At 37.6% G+C, this 20,259-nt stretch carries 23 protein-coding genes and 1 other annotated feature; of the genes, 3 read left to right on the top strand and 20 right to left on the bottom strand.

Annotated features, from left to right (window positions below; translation table 11 throughout):
* Positions 1-9: 9 nt before the first annotated feature.
* The 17 genes from hisI to BAQ44_RS31680 all read right to left on the bottom strand — a co-directional run bounded on the left by hisI (position 10) and on the right by BAQ44_RS31680 (position 15,888).
* Positions 10-315 carry a phosphoribosyl-AMP cyclohydrolase gene (gene hisI, locus BAQ44_RS15920; RefSeq protein ID WP_063261945.1) on the bottom strand — a complete coding sequence of 102 codons (306 nt, stop codon included), beginning with the start codon at positions 313-315 and terminating at the stop codon, positions 10-12.
* Complete coding sequence (hisF, locus tag BAQ44_RS15915) at positions 312-1,070, bottom strand: imidazoleglycerol phosphate synthase cyclase subunit (RefSeq protein ID WP_063261944.1); 759 nt, start codon at positions 1,068-1,070, stop codon at positions 312-314. The genes hisI and hisF overlap by 4 nt, the downstream gene beginning before the upstream one ends.
* Complete coding sequence (gene hisA / locus BAQ44_RS15910; RefSeq protein WP_071722345.1) at positions 1,064-1,783, bottom strand: 1-(5-phosphoribosyl)-5-[(5-phosphoribosylamino)methylideneamino]imidazole-4-carboxamide isomerase; 720 nt, start codon at positions 1,781-1,783, stop codon at positions 1,064-1,066. Before hisA ends, hisF begins: the two co-directional genes overlap by 7 nt.
* Entirely contained in the window at positions 1,756-2,385 is a 630-nt protein-coding gene (gene hisH, locus BAQ44_RS15905; RefSeq protein ID WP_071722343.1) for an imidazole glycerol phosphate synthase subunit HisH, read from the bottom strand. Before hisH ends, hisA begins: the two co-directional genes overlap by 28 nt.
* On the bottom strand, positions 2,386-2,970 hold the full coding sequence (hisB, locus tag BAQ44_RS15900; RefSeq protein ID WP_063261941.1) for an imidazoleglycerol-phosphate dehydratase HisB: 585 nt from the start codon (positions 2,968-2,970) through the stop codon (positions 2,386-2,388).
* A complete protein-coding gene (gene hisD, locus BAQ44_RS15895; protein WP_071722341.1) occupies positions 2,970-4,262 on the bottom strand; it encodes a histidinol dehydrogenase in 1,293 nt (430 codons plus the stop codon). The genes hisB and hisD overlap by 1 nt, the downstream gene beginning before the upstream one ends.
* 11 nt (positions 4,263-4,273) lie before the next feature.
* The gene (hisG, locus tag BAQ44_RS15890; RefSeq protein ID WP_063261939.1) at positions 4,274-4,909 is read right to left on the bottom strand and encodes an ATP phosphoribosyltransferase; all 636 of its coding nucleotides are present in this window, start codon (positions 4,907-4,909) and stop codon (positions 4,274-4,276) included.
* On the bottom strand, positions 4,885-6,147 hold the full coding sequence (gene hisZ, locus BAQ44_RS15885; protein ID WP_063261938.1) for an ATP phosphoribosyltransferase regulatory subunit: 1,263 nt from the start codon (positions 6,145-6,147) through the stop codon (positions 4,885-4,887). Before hisZ ends, hisG begins: the two co-directional genes overlap by 25 nt.
* Positions 6,148-6,456: 309 nt before the next feature.
* Positions 6,457-7,038 carry a 3-isopropylmalate dehydratase small subunit gene (gene leuD / locus BAQ44_RS15880; RefSeq protein WP_071722339.1) on the bottom strand — a complete coding sequence of 194 codons (582 nt, stop codon included), beginning with the start codon at positions 7,036-7,038 and terminating at the stop codon, positions 6,457-6,459.
* On the bottom strand, positions 7,016-8,410 hold the full coding sequence (gene leuC, locus BAQ44_RS15875) for a 3-isopropylmalate dehydratase large subunit (protein ID WP_071722337.1): 1,395 nt from the start codon (positions 8,408-8,410) through the stop codon (positions 7,016-7,018). Before leuC ends, leuD begins: the two co-directional genes overlap by 23 nt.
* The gene (gene leuB / locus BAQ44_RS15870) at positions 8,410-9,474 is read right to left on the bottom strand and encodes a 3-isopropylmalate dehydrogenase (protein ID WP_071722335.1); all 1,065 of its coding nucleotides are present in this window, start codon (positions 9,472-9,474) and stop codon (positions 8,410-8,412) included. Before leuB ends, leuC begins: the two co-directional genes overlap by 1 nt.
* 77 nt (positions 9,475-9,551) lie before the next feature.
* Positions 9,552-11,072, bottom strand: a complete 1,521-nt coding sequence (gene leuA, locus BAQ44_RS15865) for a 2-isopropylmalate synthase (protein ID WP_063261934.1) — start codon at positions 11,070-11,072, stop codon at positions 9,552-9,554.
* Position 11,073: 1 nt separating this feature from the next.
* On the bottom strand, positions 11,074-12,084 hold the full coding sequence (ilvC, locus tag BAQ44_RS15860; RefSeq protein ID WP_063261933.1) for a ketol-acid reductoisomerase: 1,011 nt from the start codon (positions 12,082-12,084) through the stop codon (positions 11,074-11,076).
* Between the two features lie 26 nt (positions 12,085-12,110).
* Positions 12,111-12,620, bottom strand: a complete 510-nt coding sequence (ilvN, locus tag BAQ44_RS15855) for an acetolactate synthase small subunit (RefSeq protein ID WP_000822948.1) — start codon at positions 12,618-12,620, stop codon at positions 12,111-12,113.
* Positions 12,617-14,317 carry an acetolactate synthase large subunit gene (gene ilvB, locus BAQ44_RS15850; RefSeq protein ID WP_071722333.1) on the bottom strand — a complete coding sequence of 567 codons (1,701 nt, stop codon included), beginning with the start codon at positions 14,315-14,317 and terminating at the stop codon, positions 12,617-12,619. The genes ilvN and ilvB overlap by 4 nt, the downstream gene beginning before the upstream one ends.
* 73 nt (positions 14,318-14,390) lie before the next feature.
* Positions 14,391-14,618 (bottom strand) — a binding site (T-box leader).
* Between the two features lie 16 nt (positions 14,619-14,634).
* A complete protein-coding gene (gene ilvE / locus BAQ44_RS15845) occupies positions 14,635-15,531 on the bottom strand; it encodes a branched-chain-amino-acid transaminase (RefSeq protein WP_001005497.1) in 897 nt (298 codons plus the stop codon).
* 141 nt (positions 15,532-15,672) lie between these two features.
* Positions 15,673-15,888, bottom strand: a complete 216-nt coding sequence (locus BAQ44_RS31680) for a hypothetical protein (RefSeq protein WP_071722330.1) — start codon at positions 15,886-15,888, stop codon at positions 15,673-15,675.
* Positions 15,889-15,947: 59 nt separating this feature from the next.
* Between BAQ44_RS31680 and BAQ44_RS15835 the strand changes: the two genes are divergently transcribed.
* Both BAQ44_RS15835 and BAQ44_RS15830 read left to right on the top strand, forming a co-directional pair.
* On the top strand, positions 15,948-16,187 hold the full coding sequence (locus tag BAQ44_RS15835) for a DUF3911 family protein (protein WP_000752504.1): 240 nt from the start codon (positions 15,948-15,950) through the stop codon (positions 16,185-16,187).
* A 246-nt stretch (positions 16,188-16,433) separates the two neighbouring features.
* Positions 16,434-16,673, top strand: coding sequence for a YkuS family protein (locus BAQ44_RS15830; RefSeq protein WP_061678665.1), 240 nt, complete (start codon positions 16,434-16,436; stop codon positions 16,671-16,673).
* Positions 16,674-17,024: 351 nt separating this feature from the next.
* Here BAQ44_RS15830 and BAQ44_RS15825 read toward each other — a convergent pair whose 3' ends face one another.
* Positions 17,025-17,114, bottom strand: a complete 90-nt coding sequence (locus tag BAQ44_RS15825) for a hypothetical protein (RefSeq protein WP_000608225.1) — start codon at positions 17,112-17,114, stop codon at positions 17,025-17,027.
* A gap of 108 nt (positions 17,115-17,222) precedes the next feature.
* Positions 17,223-17,690 (bottom strand): GerW family sporulation protein, encoded by a 468-nt coding sequence (ytfJ, locus tag BAQ44_RS15820; RefSeq protein WP_063261930.1) that lies wholly within the window; start codon positions 17,688-17,690, stop codon positions 17,223-17,225.
* A 265-nt stretch (positions 17,691-17,955) separates the two neighbouring features.
* Here ytfJ and BAQ44_RS15815 point away from each other — a divergent pair, with 265 nt between their 5' ends.
* Complete coding sequence (locus BAQ44_RS15815; protein ID WP_116758375.1) at positions 17,956-18,348, top strand: imidazole glycerol phosphate synthase; 393 nt, start codon at positions 17,956-17,958, stop codon at positions 18,346-18,348.
* A gap of 33 nt (positions 18,349-18,381) precedes the next feature.
* Here the strand turns inward: BAQ44_RS15815 and BAQ44_RS15810 are convergent, their stop codons facing one another.
* Positions 18,382-19,725 carry a TrkH family potassium uptake protein gene (locus BAQ44_RS15810; protein ID WP_000454120.1) on the bottom strand — a complete coding sequence of 448 codons (1,344 nt, stop codon included), beginning with the start codon at positions 19,723-19,725 and terminating at the stop codon, positions 18,382-18,384.
* Positions 19,726-20,259 lie beyond the last annotated feature (534 nt).

Raw genomic sequence — 20,259 nt, 5'->3', positions numbered from 1 at the left:
TGTATCCCCCTATATAATTTTGTAATGAAAACACGTTTTCTCTCCCGTATGACAAGCAGGTCCTACTTGTTTTACGACAACAACGATTGAATCTTGATCACAATCTAAATACAGAGATTGCACATATTGGACATTTCCTGATGTTTCTCCTTTATTCCATAACGCCCTTCTTGAACGAGAATAAAACCAAGTTCTTTTCGTTTCTAGCGTTTTTTCATATGCTTCTTCATTCATATAAGCTAGCATTAAAACCTCATTTGTACCTTCTTCCATTACAACTGCTGGTAGTAATCCTTTTGAAAAGTTTGGTTTCATAACCGCACCTCAACGTTTGCATTTCTTAATTTTCTCTTTACGTCCTGCACTGTCGCCTCACCGTAATGAAAGATTGATGCCGCTAACGCTGCATCAACTGTTGTCTTTTGAAAGACTTCTATAATGTGATCAACATGACCGCACCCGCCTGACGCGATGACTGGTACGGAAACGCTTTTTGAAATTTCTTCTGTTAAACGAAGGTCATATCCATTTTTCGTTCCATCTGCATCCATACTCGTTAACAAAATTTCGCCTGCCCCTAGCTCGGTAACGCGCTTTGCCCACCAGGTTGCATCCATTCCCGTATCAACTCTTCCGCCGTTCACATATACATTCCACTTATCTTCCGCTATTTTTCTAGCATCAATTGCGACGACAATACATTGTGAACCAAAGTGTTCTGCCCCTTCTTTGATTAGCTTTGGATTTCGCACTGCCGCTGAGTTAATTGAAACTTTATCTGCTCCCGCTCTTAGTAAATTGTACATATCTTTAACACTTGAAATCCCCCCGCCAACTGTAAGAGGAATAAATACTTTCGAAGCTGTTTGTTCTACAACATCGATAATTGTTTTTCGTCCTTCATGTGTTGCCGTAATATCTAAAAATACAATTTCATCTGCTCCCGCATCATTGTATAAAGCAGCTATTTCAACAGGATCACCGACGTCTTGTAATCCTATAAAATTTACACCTTTTACGACTCGCCCTTCTTTCACATCTAGACATGGAATAATGCGTTTCGCTAACATAACTTTGTTACCTCTAACACTTCTTCTAAATTAATCGTTTTCTCGTAAAGAGCCTTACCAATTATGACGCCGTATATATTCATATCATTTAATTTTTTCACATCTTGAATAGATGCCACTCCTCCAGAAGCAATAAGACGAATGTCCACACTTTTTTGTAGCAACTCCAATTGCTCTACATTCGGCCCTGCAAGTGTCCCGTCTTTCGAAATGTCTGTAAACACAATCGTTTGAACACCTACATTCTCCATTTGCTTCGCTAAATCAATGTAAGAAATTTCAGACACATCGAGCCAGCCTCTCGTTGCTACGAAACCATTTTTCGCATCAATTCCAACAATGATTTTTTCTTTATATAGACGAACTGCTTCCTCTAAAAATGCCTTATCATAAAGAGCAGCTGTTCCTAAAATCACTTTATCTACACCTCCTGACAATAACTTTTCTACCGCTACAAGTGACCGAATTCCGCCTCCAACTTGCACTGGAATACGTACTGCCTTGCAAATCCTTTCAATGACGAGCAAATTTACTGACTCCCCTGCAATTGCACCGTCTAAATCAACAATATGCAGTGTTTTCGCTCCTGATTTTTCGAATATAATCGCTTGCGCAACCGGGTCTTCATTCATTATTGTTTCTTTACTAAACTCTCCTTGATACAGTCTAACGCATCGTCCCTCTTTTAAATCGATAGCTGGGAAGATTTCCATGCTTCTACCACCCCTTTGAAATTTTTCAACATTTGCATCCCAATGTCTCCACTTTTTTCAGGATGAAACTGTGCGCCATATATATTTCCTTTCGCTACAAAACCAGGTACTTTCAATCCATATTCACTTATTCCATATACAATTTCATTAGGACAATCTGCATAATAAGAATGGACATAATATACGAAAGAACCGTCCTCTACTCCATTCCAAAGCGCTATTTCTCCCTCTTTATTTAACTCATTCCATCCCATATGTGGAATTTTATAAGGAACTTTTAGCTTTCGAATAACACCTGGCAATAAACTTAATCCGTTACAGTCTTGTAGTTCCTCACTATTTTCAAATAAAAGCTGCATTCCTAAGCAAATGCCTAGAAGCGGTTTTCCTGAACGCCCGACTTCTTTTAATACACACACTAAATCTTTTTCTTCCAATACATCCATCGCTTTTGGAAATGCACCTACTCCTGGTAAAATCACTCCATCACTTTTAAAAATTTCTTCTTTATCACTCGTTACGATGTACTCTGCTCCAATATATTTTAATGCTTGTTCTACACTACGAATATTTCCCATTCCATAATCTATAATAGCAATCAATTACAACATCCCTTTCGTTGAATTTACACCAGTAATGTTGGTATTTTTATCAACTGCTTCCCTAAGCGCTCGACCAAATGCTTTAAATAATGCTTCAACTTTGTGATGTGTATTACTTCCATATAAAACGCGAGCATGTAATGTAATATTTGCAGCATGAGCAACTGCTCTAAAGAATTCTTCTGTTAGTTCTGTATCAAAATCCCCTAGCTTCGGATTTGTTAATTCTCCTTGAAATACAATATACGAGCGTCCGCTTATATCAATTGCGACAAAACCTAAAGATTCATCCATTGGTACATAAGCAGAGCCATAACGGTTAATCCCCTCTTTATTTTGCAATGCTTCTTTCAAACAATTTCCGAGCACAATTCCAACATCTTCAACTGTATGATGTGCATCAACGAACACATCGCCTTCCGCCTCCACTTGCAAACCGAATCTTCCATGCCTTGCAAATAAAGTTAGCATATGATCAAAAAATCCAACTCCCGTTTGTACAGAAACATCCTTTCCTTCATCAAGCTGCAAACTTAATTTTATTTTTGTTTCTGTCGTCTCACGTATTTGACTAGACTCACGCATTATTCTTCCTCCTCCTCAAATCTTATTTGAATTGCTCTCGCATGCGCATGTAACCCTTCTTTATTCGCAAGTTCTACAATGTGATGTTGTACATCTCTTAACGCTTCCTCTGTATAAGACAGAAAGCTTGATTTTTTCACGAAATCATCAACTGATAACGGCGAGAAAAACCTTGCCGTTCCACTTGTCGGTAACACGTGATTCGGTCCTGCTACATAATCGCCAAGTGGTTCCGGCGCATATGGTCCAAGAAAGATAGATCCTGCATGTTTCACGTAAGCTAGTGCACTCATCGGTTCTTTTATATGTAACTCTAAATGTTCCGGGGCGATTTCATTTGATAATTGGAGTGCTTCATCTAAAGAGGGAACGATACAAATGGCTCCATTTCTATTTATCGATTCACGTGCAATTTCGCTTCTTGGTAATGTTTCTAACTGTCTTTCTATCTCTTTTTCTACTTCCTTTGCTAACTCTATATTCGTTGTAATACAAATTGCTGTCGCTCTCTCATCATGTTCTGCCTGTGATAGTAAATCAGCAGCAATATATTTTGCATTGCCGGTTTCATCAGCGATAACTACAATTTCTGACGGTCCAGCAATCATATCGATATTTACTATTCCATATACTTCTCGTTTCGCTAGAGCGACGTACAAATTTCCTGGTCCAACTATTTTATCCACTTTCGGAATCGATTCCGTCCCGTATGCTAAGGCAGCAATTGCTTGCGCACCACCTATCATATAAATTTCATCTACCCCTGCAAGACTTGCAGCAACTAAAATATGTGGATCAATTCCTCCTTCTCTCGGCGGTGTTACCATTACAATTTTTTTCACACCTGCGAGTTTCGCTGGTAATACATTCATTAATACTGACGAAGGATAGGAAGCAGTTCCGCCTGGCACGTATACTCCTACATTTTCTAACGGCCGAATGATTTGTCCCCTAATGATGCCTTTACTCTCGCAATCGAATATGGATTGCCTTTTTTGCTTTTCGTGATACGATATAATGTTTTTCTTCGCCTTTTGTAACGCTTCTAAAAATGAATCTTCTACAAACATACTCGCTCGTTCTATTTCTTCTTCACTTACCCGAAACTCTTTCATCTCCACACCATCAAACTTGTTTGTATAAAAAGATAGGGCCTCATCCCTATTCTCCCTTACATTTTGAACGATCTCTCTTACACTTCTTTGAACAGTTTCTTCTATTATATTAGCGTTTTCTCGTAGCAATTTTATTTTCGATAACGCCTTTTGAAAATCTTCACAAACGATCTCCATTTCAATTCCCCCTATTTTCCTGACAAAATTTCTTGCTCCATCATATTTACAATACTGAATATTTCGTCTTTTTTAGTTTTTAATGCAGCCTTATTTACAATCATTCGAGCAGATATAGAATACATTTCCTCAAATACAATGAGTCCATTTTCTTGTAATGTTGTTCCTGTTTCAACAATATCAACAATTGCATCTGCCAATCCAAGAATAGGAGCGATTTCTACAGAACCTTCTATTTTAATAATTTCTACATCCTCTCCTTTATCATGAAAATAGTTAGAAGTAATATGGGGATATTTCGTTGCAATACGTTTCTTCCGGTAGCTCTTCGGATTATAAGTAGGAATAGAAGCTACACAAAACTTACACACGCCTACTCCTAAATCCAACATTTCATAAATATCTTTCTCATTTTCCATTAAAATATCTTTTCCAACGACCCCAATATCCGCTACTCCATGTTCTACATAAGTAGCAACATCTACTGCTTTCACTAAAATAAATGAGATATCTGTATTCTTACTTTGAAAGACAAGCTTTCGCCCTTTATTTTTGAGCTCTGAACAATCAATTCCAATTTGCTCAAAGAGTGGAATCACATGCTTTTCTAATCTCCCTTTCGTTAACGCAATTTGAATGTTACGCATGAGGTCTCTCCTTCTTTCTGGACTACCCATTTCTCTTTCCATACATATTCCACTAATGATTCATTCTTCGCCTCAACGACCGTTACTATTTGATTTTTTCTTGCAAATTGAAAGGTGTCGTTTACATTAGAGAATAAGGATAGCTCTACTTTTTTCCCGTCCTTTTGAAGTAAACTTCTTAATCTTTCCGCTTCTGCTAATCTATTTAACTCATAATGAATGATTATATCTATTCTCTTTCGTTCATATGCTTCTTGCTGCTCTTGCAGCGCCTTCACAATTTGATTGACTTGCACCGCGAGTCCAACAGCCGGCAGCATTTCTCCAAAATTTCCAATTAACTCATCATATCTTCCACCACTAACAATTTCTTCTCCAATTTCATATATATACCCTTTGAAAATAACTCCTGTATAGTAATCTAGATGTTGGATCATACCTAAATCAATTGATATGTAAGATCCATAGCCTAGTTTTTCAATGGCTACATATATTTCTTTCACTCTTGCGATGGCCATTTTCATTTCATTACTTGAGGCGAGTTTTTCCGCTTCCTCAATTACTTCTAAATTCCCAAATAACCTTGGTAATTTCTCAAGTAATCTTACTGTTTCATCACATCGATCTAATTTCTTTTCTCTAATAAAATTTGATAGAGCAGCATAATTTTTACTTTCAATATATGTTCTAAGTACTCTCTCTTCTTCCTCATGAATGGAGAGCTTTTTGACAATACATTTATATAACTGCACTTGCCCAATCTCTATTGTAAAAGATTGCACCTTCACCTTTTGAAGTGATTGAATGACGCTTATAACACATTCAATTTCAGCTCTTACATTATCAATCCCAATAATTTCAATACCACTTTGTATAATTTCATTATATTTACCAGTAAGAGACTCATTCGCCCGAAATACATTCCCGCCATACGTCAGTTTTAGCGGCGTATCCCACCTCTGCGTTCCCATCACTCTCGCTAAAGGAATTGTCATATCTGGACGCAAGACGATAATCCGTCCCTTTTCATCAAAAAATTTATACATCTTTTCTTCATCTATCGGTCTATTTTGAAAGGCAAACACATCATAAAATTCTATTGTTGGTGTCCTTATTTCCTCATAACCTCGCTCTAAAAAAGTACGTCTTAATTTTTGCTCCACTTCTTCAATTAACGTACATTCTTCGAATAAATAATCTCTCGTTCCATTTGGATTTGCACGTTTCCATTTTGTCATCTAAATTCTCACACCTTTCCCTTTCTAATGTATGCCTATTTGATTCACCTAAACCGAAAATAAAAAGAGCCTTGTAGACAAAATACCTACAAGGCTCTTTAGTAGAGTGTAGGTACAACGGGAATAACCCTTGTGCCTACACGTTTTCACGCTAGGTTCAAGGGCTTTATGTATGATGATGTAGTTGTGTAAGCATTTCAATAGGTTGCACGATATTCATAATACTTACTCCCTTTCTCCTCTGATTTTTTACATAGTATATAATACTTAATTCTGAATGTAAATACATTTCGAACATTCCGTTATTTCTTAATATAAAGCTACTTCCCTTTCATATTCTACAATTTTTTGTTCATATTGCATTGTAATACTAATTTCATCTAGACCATTTAATAATTTCTCTTTCCACATTTTCTCGATTGTAAAATGAAACTTGTGCGTACTCGTTGTGATGACTTCATTCTCTAAATCTACTTCTATTTGTTCTCTCGCATCCGTTTTAGCAAGTTGTTTTCGCATTTCTTTATCCATTACAACTGGTAACATACCATTTTTCATACAATTCATATAAAAAATATCTGCAAACCCGCCAGCGATAATAACACGGAAACCATAATCAGCAAGCGCCCATGGAGCATGTTCTCTTGAAGAACCGCAACCAAAATTATCACCTGTAATTAATATACTTGCTCCTTTTCTATCTTGTGCATTAAGTGGAAAATTAGGGTTTTCATGGCGGTTATTATCATAACGCCATTCATCGAATAAATATTTTCCAAATCCCGTCCTTTCAATTCTCTTTAAATATTGCTTCGGAATAATTTGATCTGTATCAATGTTATCATTCATCAGTACTGCGGCAGTACCTTTATGAATACGAAATGGCTCCATCATAACTCTCCTTTCTAGTATCAACAAAATGACCATATAACGCAGCTGCTGCCGCCATTGCTGGGCTAACCAAATGTGTTCGCGCTCCTTTTCCTTGTCTTCCTTCAAAATTTCGGTTTGAAGTGGAAGCACAATGTTCTCCTTCAGGTACTTGATCTGGATTCATTCCAAGACACATTGAACATCCAGGCTCTCTCCATTCAAATCCTGCTTCTTCAAAGATGTGATGTAGCCCTTTTTGCATCGCAGCTTCTCTTACTCTTTTCGATCCAGGCACAACGAGTGCTCGCACACCTTCCTTTACCTTTCTCCCTTTCACAACAGAAGCAGCAATTTCTAAATCAGAGAGCCTGGAATTTGTACAAGATCCAATAAAAACATGCTGAACTGGAATGTCATACGTACTTTGTCCTGGGCTTAATCCCATATAAGAAAATGCTCTTTCATCATTTGCATCATGCTTTTCTGGCAATTTTTCATCAATACGAACACCCATACTCGGGTTTGTTCCCCACGTAACGTACGGTGCTAAATCCGCCACATCAATTGAAATATGTAAATCATAAATCGCATCTGAATCTGTATACAGTTCAGACCATTTTTTCTCGAAAGTTTCATAGTCTTTCGGTGCATATTGACGTCCTTTTACATAAGTAAATGTTTTTTCATCTGGTGCTATAATACCAGCTTTCGCTCCTCCTTCAATTGCCATATTACAAAGCGTCATTCTCTCTTCCATCTCCATAACTCCAATTGTCTCTCCGTAAAACTCCATTACGTATCCGGTTCCAACTGCTACACCGTACTTCGAAAGGAGATGCAAAATAATATCTTTTGCGTAAACACCTTTCTGTAATTTCCCTTTTAACTCAATGCCCATCGCTTTCGGTTTACGTTGCCATAACGTTTGTGTCGCCAATACATGTTCCACTTCACTCGTGCCAATGCCAAATGCTAGCGCGCCAAACGCACCGTGTGTTGCTGTATGACTATCACCACAAACAATTGTTTTTCCTGGCTGCGTGAGCCCAAGTTCTGGTCCGATAACATGAACAATCCCTTGCTCTTCATCTCCAATATCCGCTAACGGTACCTGAAATTGTTTACAATTTTCACGAAGTGTATCTAGTTGCTGTTTCGCAATGCGATCGGTAATATTCCAAACATCTTTCGTTGGAATATTATGATCCATCGTTGCGAATGTTAAATCTGGTCTACGGACCGTTCGATTTGTAAGCCGCAAGCCTTCAAAGGCTTGCGGTGACGTTACTTCATGGACAAGATGAAGATCGATATATAATAAATCCAACCCATTTTCATTTGTCGTAACTATATGTCTTTCCCATAGTTTATCTAGCAACCTTTTCTCCATTATCTCCCTCTCCCTACTAACGCTTGCTCTTCCATTTCTTGCATAACCGCCTTCGTAAATGAAGTTGTCGTTTCAGTCCCACCGATATCTGCTGTACATTTCCCTGATGTAAGGACTGCAGAAATTGCTTCTTCAATTGCACACCCTTCTCTCGTTAATCCGAACGATTGCCCAAGCATCATTGCAACAGAGCGCATCATTGCAATTGGATTCGCCTTATTTTTCCCGGCAATATCCGGTGCTGATCCGTGAATAGGCTCGTATAATGAAGGTCCCTTTTCCGCGTGACTTGCTGATGGAAGCATCCCTAATGATCCAGCTAATACAGAAGCCTCGTCACTCAAAATATCTCCAAATAAATTTTCCGTTACAATTACATCAAACCGTCCTGGATTTCGAATTAATTCCATCGCAGCGGCATCTACTAAAATATGTTCTAGTTCAACGCCTGGATAACGAAGTGATACTTCTTCTGTCACAGTTCGCCATAGTTTACTAGACTCTAAAACATTTGCCTTATCAATCGATGTTACTTTCTTCTTCCGCTTGCTCGCTAATTGAAAAGCATACGAAACGATACGTTCAATTTCATGACGATGATACGTAAGTGTATCGGTTGCTACTTCGTCCGTTCGTTCTTTCGGATAAGAAAAATAAATCCCGCCTGTTAATTCACGAACGACAACGAAATCAATTTCATCAGCCTTTTTTAATGGCGATAAATGTGCCGTTGCACTTTCTACCGTTACAGGGCGAACATTCGCAAATACGCCGAGTCCTTTTCTTAAAGCTAATAACCCTTTCTCTGGTCTTTCTTTCGCACTATCCCACCTTGGTCCACCAACTGCTCCGAGTAAAACTGCATCACTTGCTAAACAGGCGGCAAGCGTTCGTTGTGGTAATGGTTGCCCATTTAAATCGATAGCACTCCCACCAAAGTACTCGTCTTGCAAATAAAAACGATGTCCATATAATCTCTCTACCATATGCAATACTTCCTTCGCACTTTCCATAACTTCCGGGCCAACACCATCACCAGCTAAACAAACGATACGTTTTTCCAATTTCAACACTCCTTTTAACTGAATTTTCAGAACTTTAATTTGATAGGTGAGGAAAGCTTCTCTCACCTATCAACCACTTATTTCACAAGCTGGATAAAAGATTTTAATTTCCCCGCCGCATGGACATATGCTCTCGCCGACGCTTCCAATACGTCTTGCGCGACACCAAAACCTGATACTTGATGTGTTCCTTCTTTTAATTCAACATGAACATGAGCTAGTGCGTCTTGACCTTGTGTAATAGATTGTATGCGATAATCCGCCAATTCACATTCTAATCCTAGAATTCTTTGGATTGCATTATAAATCGCTTCAATACTACCAGAGCCAGTAGCTGCATCTTCGTATACATTTCCTTCTTCATCTTTTAATACAACTGTCGCACATTGTGCACTATTTGATACGAAATGTACTTGCAGTTGCGTAATGGTATATTGCTGAGCCGCAAATGCTGCTTCACCAAGCATAAGTGCACGTAAATCTTCCTCCGTAATTTCCTTCTTACGATCAGCTAATTTTTTAAACGCTTCAAACACCGCATCTCGTTCTTCCTTTGTAAATTCATAGCCAAGCTCTTTCATTTTTTCTGTAAACGCGTGACGTCCAGAATGTTTTCCAAGTACAAATAGATTTTGAGACTCGCCTACTAGCTCTGGTTCAATAATCTCATACGTTGTCACTTCTTTTAATACACCATCTTGATGAATTCCTGATTCATGAGCGAATGCATTTGCTCCAACGATTGCTTTATTTTTCGGTACAACCATACCTGTTAATCTACTTACTAATGTACTCGTCGCTTTAATTTCTTTTAGCGTCATAGAAGACTCCGCTTTATAGAAATCTTTTCTAATATGAAGAGCAACTGCGACCTCCTCTAACGCCGCATTCCCTGCTCTTTCTCCAATCCCATTAATTGTTCCTTCTACTTGCAATGCTCCACCTTCAACCGCAGCTAATGAATTGGCTACAGCCATCCCAAGATCATCGTGACAATGACAAGAGAAAATTGCTTTTTCATATGAAGGAACGGATTCTTGTAAGTATTTAAAAAGAGAATAATATTCTTCTGGATTCGTATATCCAACTGTATCTGGAATATTAATTACATTTGCTCCTGCACGAATCGCAACTTCTACTGCCTCAGCTAAAAAATCTCTTGCTGTTCTTGTCGCATCTTCTGCAGAAAATTGTACTGTCGGAAATAACGATTTCCCAAGTGTAACCGAGCGATGAATACTATCTAATACATCTTCCTTTGACATACAAAGTTTATACTTCATATGAATATCACTCGTAGCTAAAAATACGTGTAGACGAGGAGATACAGCACCTTTCACCGCTTCATATGCTCTTCGAATATCACTTTCTTTCGCTCTAGCTAAACTCATAACTGTAGCATTTTGAATCGTATTTGCGATGCGTTTTACCGATTGAAAATCCCCTTCGGAAGCTGCTGCAAAGCCAGCCTCCATGACATTAATACCCAATCTCTCTAATTGCCTTGCAATTTGCAATTTCTCTTGTTCATTTAAATTCACTCCTGGTGATTGTTCGCCATCACGTAGCGTCGTATCCATGAACAAAATCTGCTTCATATTATTTGACCCCTGCCTTTACTCGTGGCTGTACGAAAGGCATCATTTCACGTAATTTACGTCCAACTACTTCGATTTCATGTTCATTCTCTTTCTCATTTGTCGCATGGAAATTTGGTTTTCCTGCTTTATGCTCTGCAATCCAACCTCTAGCAAATGTACCATCTTGAATTTCGGCTAGCACTGCACCCATCGCTTTCTTCGTATCTTCCGTTACAACGCGTGGTCCTGATACGAAGTCGCCCCACTGCGCTGTATCTGAAACTGAATATCTCATATTTTCAAGTCCACCTTCATACATAAGGTCAACGATTAGTTTTAATTCATGTAAACATTCAAAATAGGCAAGTTCAGGCTGGTATCCTGCATCAACTAGCGTTTCAAATCCAGCTTTTACTAGCGCAGTTACTCCGCCACAAAGTACAGCTTGCTCTCCAAATAAATCTGTTTCTGTTTCTTCTTTAAACGTCGTTTCTAATACGCCAGCTCTCGTCGCTCCAATTCCATCAGCATAAGAAAGTGCCTTTTCAGTCGCAACTCCTGTCGCATCTTGGTATACGGCAAATAATGCAGGAACAGCTCCGCCTTCAGCAAACGTACGGCGTACAAGATGCCCTGGACCTTTAGGCGCTACTAGAAATACATCTACATTAGCTGGTGGTTTCACTTGATCAAAGTGAACATTAAATCCGTGTGCAAAAACGAGAGAATTTCCTGCCTGTAAATTTGGTGCAATTTCCGCTTCATATACTTCTGGCTGCAGTTCATCCGGTAGTAAAATCATTACTAAATCAGCCTGCTCCGCTGCTTCTGCTACTGTATATACAGAAAATCCATCTTCTTTCGCTTTATCCCAAGACTTACCTTTTCTTAAACCTACTACTACATCAAATCCGTTATCACGCAAATTTTGCGCATGCGCATGACCTTGTGAGCCATATCCGATGATTGCTACTTTCTTTTCTTTTAATACATTTACCGTTACATCTTTCTCATAATAAACTTTTGTCATTTTCATTTCCCCCTATATTTAAATGATTATTGAATTAACATAACTTGCTTATCTTGTTTTTTCATACTACGCGTAAATGCTGTTACACCTGTTCTAGCAATTTCTTTCAAACCGTATGGACGAAGTAATTCAATTAATGCTTCTACTTTCTCCTGCGTACCGGTTACTTGCACAACTATGGAATCCTTCCCAACATCTATTACAGCGGCTCGAAACGGTTCAATTAAACTATATAATTCTGCTCTTGCTACTGATGTTGCGACTTTAATAAGTGCAAGTTCTCTTGCGATCATCGCTTCTTCCGTAATATCTGATACTTTCAGAACATCAATTTGCTTATGAAGTTGTTTAATTAACTGCTCAACTTGCTGTTCATTTTCCACGTGTACAACAATCGTCATCCGTGATATGTCCGATGATTCTGTATGACCTACTGAAATACTTTCAATATTAAAATGCCTTCGTGTCATAACACCTGTAATTCGGTTTAACACACCACTTTGATTTCGAACTGTCGCTGTAACAATTCTCTTCACCTTTTTTCCACTCCCTCCATTTGGTGAACACCTTTCCCTGGCGCAACCATCGGCATTACCTTTTCTGATTGAAGTACACGGCAATCAATTACGACCGGTTCTTGTAATTCAATCGCATGCTGTATTTGCTTCTTTGCAAGAAGTGGATCATCTATGCGAACTCCTTTTATGCCATACGCATTCGCAAGAGCGACGAAATCTGGTTGACACGATAGTAAAGAGTGCGAATATCTTTTGTTATAAAATTCATCTTGCCATTGTCTTACCATTCCTAAAGCTTCATTATTTAAAATAAACACTTTAACTGGTAAGGAGTGTTCTTTTAACACACTTAATTCTTGCAGCGTCATTTGAAATCCAGCGTCACCGACAATTGCAATAACTAGTTCATCAGGCTTTGCAATTTGTGCCCCAATTGCTGCTGGAAATCCGAAGCCCATCGTTCCTAATCCTCCAGAAGTTACCCATTTATCTGGGTTTTTCAGCGGATAATATTGTGCGGCCCACATTTGATGTTGACCAACATCTGTTGTTACAATCGCTTCTCCTTTCGTAAGTTCATATAATATATCAATTGCGTATTGAGGCTTAATACTTTCCGAATTCCGTTTATAAGATAGTGGATATTTTTCTTTTCTACTCTTTAATAAGAAAAGCCAATTATGATGATTTTCTTTCCTTCCTTCCGGTTGAAGTAATACTTCCAACGCTAGCTTAGCACTTGCAACAATAGGAATTTCAGTCGGCACATTTTTTCCGATTTCTGCTGGATCAATATCGATATGCGCAACAGTCGCCTCTTTAGCAAAATAAACTAAATTTCCAGTAAGCCGATCATCGAATCTTGCACCTATATTAATAAGTAAGTCGCATTCATATAACGCCATATTGGCTGTGTATGAGCCATGCATTCCTCCCATTCCCAGAAAAAGTTCATCATCTGGCGGAAAGCCTCCAAGACCAAGTAAAGTATGCACAACTGGGATTTCATATTTACGAGCAAAACTTGTTAACTCTTTTGATGCTTTCGCATGCAATACACCTGCTCCAGCTAAAATTAACGGCTTACTTGCAGCACTAATTGCTTGTAATAATTTGTTTATTTGGAGTAGATTCGGTTCATAATTCGGGTTGTATCCTGGTAAATCCATTTGTACGTCATTACATCGTTCCCCTTGCTCTACCACCATATCTTTTGGAAGGTCAATAACGACTGGGCCTGGTCTTCCTGTTCTAGCAATATGAAATGCTTCTTTAATAATTCGAGGTAAATCTGAAGCTTTTCGCACTTGATAGTTATGCTTTGTCACCGGCATCGTAAGCCCCATAATATCCGCTTCTTGGAAAGCATCACTTCCAATTAACGTTGTTGCTACTTGCCCTGTAAATACAACAAGTGGTAACGAATCAATCATGGCATCTGCAAGACCTGTAATAACATTTGTAGCACCTGGTCCACTCGTTGCAATAACAACCCCTGGATTACCAGTAATTCTGGCATACCCTTCAGCGGCGTGAATAGCACCTTGCTCATGCCTTGTTAAAATATGCGGAATTTCACAGTCATAAAGTGCATCATAAAGAGGTAAAACAGCACCACCAGGATAACCGAAAATCACTTCTACTCCTTCCTTTTCTAGCGCTTCTAACAATAGCTGTGCACCAGTTGCCAGTTTCTCTTCCGTTTTTGAAGACATTGTTTTTATAAGCCCCCTTTTTGAAAACTTTTATCAATAAAAAAAATCCTACGTCCACACTCCAGCTATGTGCTGAAGGGACGAAAGATTTCGCGGTACCACCCTTCTTCGCAAGAATACTCTTGCCTCAGTGACCCATTAATGAGTCTAGCTAATAACGGAGCTACCGTCTAAGCCTAGACAAATGCTTCAGCTTAGCACTCAAGGGCGATGTTCGTCGACGTGAACCATCGGTTTTCAGCAACCACCGACTCTCTGTGAGGCTTCACAATCAACTACTCCTCCCTCTCAACGCTTTCTTATGTTATAAAAAGTTGTTATCCAACTTTATTTTCTTCGTAAATTTTCTCTCCATCTTCTATAACTAACTTTCGGAATTCTTCTAATAAACGATTCGTATGTGGACCTGTTTGCCCTAAACCAATCGTTCTACCATCTACTGTCGTAACAGCAATTACTTCAGCAGCCGTTCCTGTTAAAAATACTTCATCAGCTACATATACATCATGTCTTGTAAATAATTCTTCTCTAACGTCATATCCAAGTTTTTCACCGATTTCTAAAATAGCGTTTCGTGTAATACCTTCTAACGCTCCAGCAGAACTTGGTGGTGTAATTAATTTATTTCCTTTTACAATAAACACGTTATCTCCTGAGCCTTCAGCTACGTATCCTTGATCATTTAACATAAGTGCTTCTTGTACTCCAGCTAATTTCGCTTCAATACGAACTAAAATATTGTTTAAGTAATTTAGTGATTTTACTTGAGGCGACAAAACATCTGGACGGTTTCGGCGCGTTGCAACTGTTACAACCGGAATCCCTTTTTCATAATATTCTTGTGGGAATAAAGATAGTTGTTCTGCAATTACGACTACATTCGGTTTCTTACAAGAATCAGGATCTAATCCAAGATTTCCTGCACCTCTCGATACAACAAGGCGAATGTATCCATTAGATAATTTATTTTGTCGAATCGTCTCAACAACAATATTCGTTACTTCATCTAAAGAATATGGAATTTCTAACATGATGGATTTTGCTGATTCATATAACCGGACAAGATGCTCTCTCAAACGGAAAACATTACCGCTATAAACTCTAATTCCTTCAAATACTCCATCTCCATATAAATAACCATGATCATATACTGAAACTTTTGCTTCGTCTTTTGGAACAAATTCTCCATTTAAGAAAATCCATTGCTCATTCACTGGAAAGCGCCTCCTATGTTCTATGAATTTTTTATTGTTTCCTAGTTTACTCTCCTTTCTAAATAAATCAAGTGAATTTTTAGAAAATTTATAATTTTTAATCGTACGTACATCTTTGATTATATTGATTTGACAGCATTGTTAACGTTTACAAAAAGTCAAAAAATTTTTTTCGCCAAATTCCACTAAAAAAAATATTTGTTTAAAAGAAGGATTTTCATCAATTGATACGAATCTATTGTATTCAATAAACGGACGTCCGTTTTTATAAATTCGGGAATATACAACGACTTTTGCTGAAAAAGGGGGAAAATAAGAAAAATAACGCTGTCTAAAAATAACATTCATATTTTTCATCTCGCAATCATAATCCTATTTTTAAAAAACAATTTGTCAAAATGAAGGAGGAAATCAATATGGCGTGTGTACAAATTAAAGGAACGAGACAAGAAGTAGTAGAAATGCTTCAACTATTTGATCTAATGGATACGAAAGGTTTTTGTAAATTCGATAATTATGTAGAGGTAGAACCAAATAATAAAGAACATAATAATTTTATTGCTTCAATCGACATTCATTCAAATACTTCTTCCGCCCAAGATACTTTAAACGATCAATTCGTAAGTCAAATGCTTACTGGTGTATATAACGACTAAATAAAGTGAAACTTTAATCAGCCCTCACCAATCGGACTTTAATGGGCAACCCGATCCCCACCTAACTTCTTTGCTTTCGCTGAATTTTGAGGTAGGGGTCTTACTGCCCATTAAAGCGGGATAAAGTGATACGTTAATTAAGCTATCCTTCAATAACAGAATAAATATAGGCTTCCTACCGTCTTTGCATAAATATATGCGATGTACTTGAGCATACTAGCAACTAGATGGTAGGAGGTGAGAATTATGGCTAGAATTGGCGTTGAAAACTCATTAACAGATGTTCAACAAGCTCTTAAGCAACAGGGACATGAGGTCGTTACCCTTCACTCCGAACATGATGCACAAGGGTGCGATTGTTGTGTTGTAACTGGGCAAGATTCCAATATGATGGGTATTGCAGATACATCTATTAAGGGATCGGTAATTACAGCTCATGGTTTAACAACAGATGAAATTTGTCAGCAAGTTGAGAGTCGCACTTAAAAAAGAAAGAGGACTCCTTTTGAAAAGGAGTCCTCTTTTTTATATTCACCTAACGGGAAAGTAACATATACTGGATGAAAGCCCTACCTCTCTCTCATCATCACGGTTCCAATGACCGCTCCTTGATTCACTAGTATACCTATAAAGCCTACAATTATAATTTATAGGGTTTGTTCACAAAAGTTGTTGGTAAGACTACCCGATCTTTCGCAAACTTTTCGTATTATATTTATAAGATTTATTTACTTTACACTAGCTGTAACCGAGACACGAATTAAAATTTTAACACCAATACAATAACTTGTCAACATTTTTTACAAATTAAAAACAGACGGTAACGGTTTGTCTGTTTTAGAATGGAGCTTTTTCTTTTATTACATATACAACAAAACCGCTTACTAACATACATAAGCCAACTACTAAGTTTTTGATATTAATCATAAATTCCTCTCCCTTATTCCACACATCATATATATTTAAAGTTCAATTATTCCGATCATCCTAAAGCGCACTTTTTCTAATATATCATAATTCCTAAAAAATGCAAGTTCACTTTTGGCGACCATTTACAAATTTATCTACAGTGCTTGGTACAGTATTTAAAGCCTTTTCAATTAAATGCGTACTACTATTGAGGTGCAATACTTGCACACCGTTAGCACCAACTACTAAAAAAGCAACTGGACTAATAGAAACCCCAGCCCCGCTTCCGCCTCCAAATGGATGACTTTGCTTGTTCTCTTTATGTTGCCCTTGTCCGTTATTATGTTTTTCAGAAATAAAATCACCTTTAAAATCACTTCCGCCGGCACCAAAACCAAAAGCCACTTGAGATACTGTTAATACTACATTTCCATCAGCCGTTGAAACTGGGCTTCCGACAATTGTATTTACATCTACCATCTCTTTTAAATTTGTCATTGCTGTTTTCATTAAATTTTCAATTGGATGTTCCATTATGTATTGCACCCTTTCCTTCTTATTCTTTTTTATACTTTCCAAAATAGAGGAAGTCATACTAACTTTTCCTATTTCAAAAAAACAATTTCTTCCTTCTAAATGGATATTACTTCCTGTACATACTCGGATAAAGTGAAACTTTAATCAATGGGGGGTTTCTTCATCCCCCACTGATTATTAGCCCTCACCAATCGGACTTTTATGGATAATTGATCCCCCACCTAACTTCTTTGCTTTCGCTGAATTTTGAGGTGGGGGGCTTACTGCCCATTAAAGTGGGATAAAAAAGAAAAAGAGAAACATACTACTATTGAACCTTGTTATGAAAGGAGTTATGACTTTGACTGAGAAATTTGATGAGTATAAAAAAAGAGATAGAATAGATAGTGATTATAGTGACTATAACGAAGAATATGCAGCTGAGGTTGCACCACAGCGCATTGATTATGATTACGATGAGAAAGATCATAAAGATGATGTAAGATCGTCAGCCGCTGGATCAACTGCTGGCTTTATCGCTCTTGCTTTATCTATATTATCACTCTTTACCTTCCCAACATTATTTGGTCTTGTTTCTGTATTACTAGGGATTTACGCTTATAATCGCGGAGCTACTGTAACTGGTGGTATCGCTGCGATTGTCGGTGGAATTGCAGCACTCATTGCAATTTTATTCCGAGTAGCACTTGTCGGATTATTGTTCTCCCTTTTTTAAAATGAAAAAGGTATCTCGCTTATGCGGGATACCTTATCCTGTAAATACATCTTCCGATGGATATTTAATTTTTTGTTTTGCTGGTCGCGCTAAAGAAAACACAAGTGTTAACGGTCCAATTAATCCGCAAAACATAACAAACATAATAATGCATTTTCCAAACGCTGATAGCTTTGCAGTAATCCCCATCGTTAACCCTACTGTACCGAACGCTGAAATTGTTTCAAATAGTAACTGAATAAAGCTGAAGTTTTCTGTAAGCATTAATACAAATACAGCTGCAAAAATGAGGATTTGACTGGCAACAGCAATAGCTAACGCTCTCGTTACTGTCGACATTTTTATTGTGCGCTGAAATAATACGATTTCCTCTTTCTTTCTAAAGAAAGAAAGGACAGATGTAACTAAAATAACAAACGTTGTTAATTTAATCCCTCCACCCGTTGATACACTTCCTGCACCAATAAACATTAAAACCATCGTAAATAATATAGATGATTCTTCCATACCCCCGTAGTCAACTGTATTAAATCCAGCAGTACGAGGAGTAATACCTTGGAAAAAAGAAGCCCATAACTTTTCATTTAAAGGTAAATTCCCTAACGTCTTCACATTATTATATTCCAATACAAAAATCACAATCATCGCTATAACATTTAACGCTACTGTTCCAACAATCATAATTTTGGAATGAAGCGATAGTTTTCGAAAACTACGGCTATACCATATATCAATTAATACAGTAAAACCGAGACCACCTATTACGATTAAAGAGCAAATCCCTATATTAATAATAGGATCTCCTACATACCTTGTTAAGTTATCCGGCCATAGAGCAAATCCAGCATTATTATAAGATGCAATCACGTGAAAAATGCTATAGTATACACCTTTTCCAAAACCAAACTCTGGAATAAAGCGAAATGATAAAAAGATGACTCCAATCAACTCAATACAAATTGAAAATATAAAGACACGTTTTACTAATTTTACAAGACCACCTATATTTGTCTGATTAAATGCCTCTCCAATTAATAATCGATGGCGTAATCCGATTTTTTTACCTAATACCCAAACAATTAAAATGGCAATTGTCATAAGACCTAAACCGCCTGTTTGAATTAAAAACATAATAACAATCTCGCCAAACATCGTAAACGTACTTGCAGTATCTACTACTCCCAATCCCGTTACAGTTGCTGCTGACGTTGCCGTAAAGAAAGCATCTACCCAACTAATATGTACTTTCGTTGCGAATGGTAACTTTAATAACAAACCGCCAACCACAATTAAGCAGAAAAAACCTAATGCTAATATTTGTGGTGGATTTAATCGTATAAAACGATTATACAACCCTTGTCTTTTCGTTACTTCCATATTCACTAACTCCCTTTTTCTCCTCATAACTAAAAGCTTATAACAAACCTTACATAGCGGGATAAACCTTATATTCTCATAATATAGTTGAGCATAATCCTTTTTTTCATAGTTTTCAACTTTTATTTCATTTTATGAAGAGACACTTTCTATTCTATTTATTCTCACTCTATAACTCTCGCAACAATCATGTTATATGTATCATTTCTCAAATCCTCATACCTTTCACTCTATGTTCACGCCAAGGTCACATCTATCTTTTATAGTATATGTATCGAAGTTGTTCCTCCCTAATTTATAAGACATTCCCCAGTGTCTTGAACAACTTCCATCCCTAATTAAATTGACATAAATTGTCCCCTTCCTTGACCATCTCTTATGTGATGGTCTTATTTTTTTGTCTTTATCCTTTATGTAAAACTCCCTCTCTCTTTCACTCTATGTTCACACCCCGGTCACATCCATCTTTTATAGTATATGTATCGAAGCTGTTCCTCCCTAATTTATAAGACATTCCCCAGTGTCTTTGAATAG

This window comes from Bacillus mobilis (genome assembly GCF_001884045.1).
Classification (GTDB): Bacteria; Bacillota; Bacilli; order Bacillales; family Bacillaceae_G; genus Bacillus_A; species Bacillus_A mobilis.
This window is presented reverse-complemented; position numbering and strand designations above follow the sequence as displayed.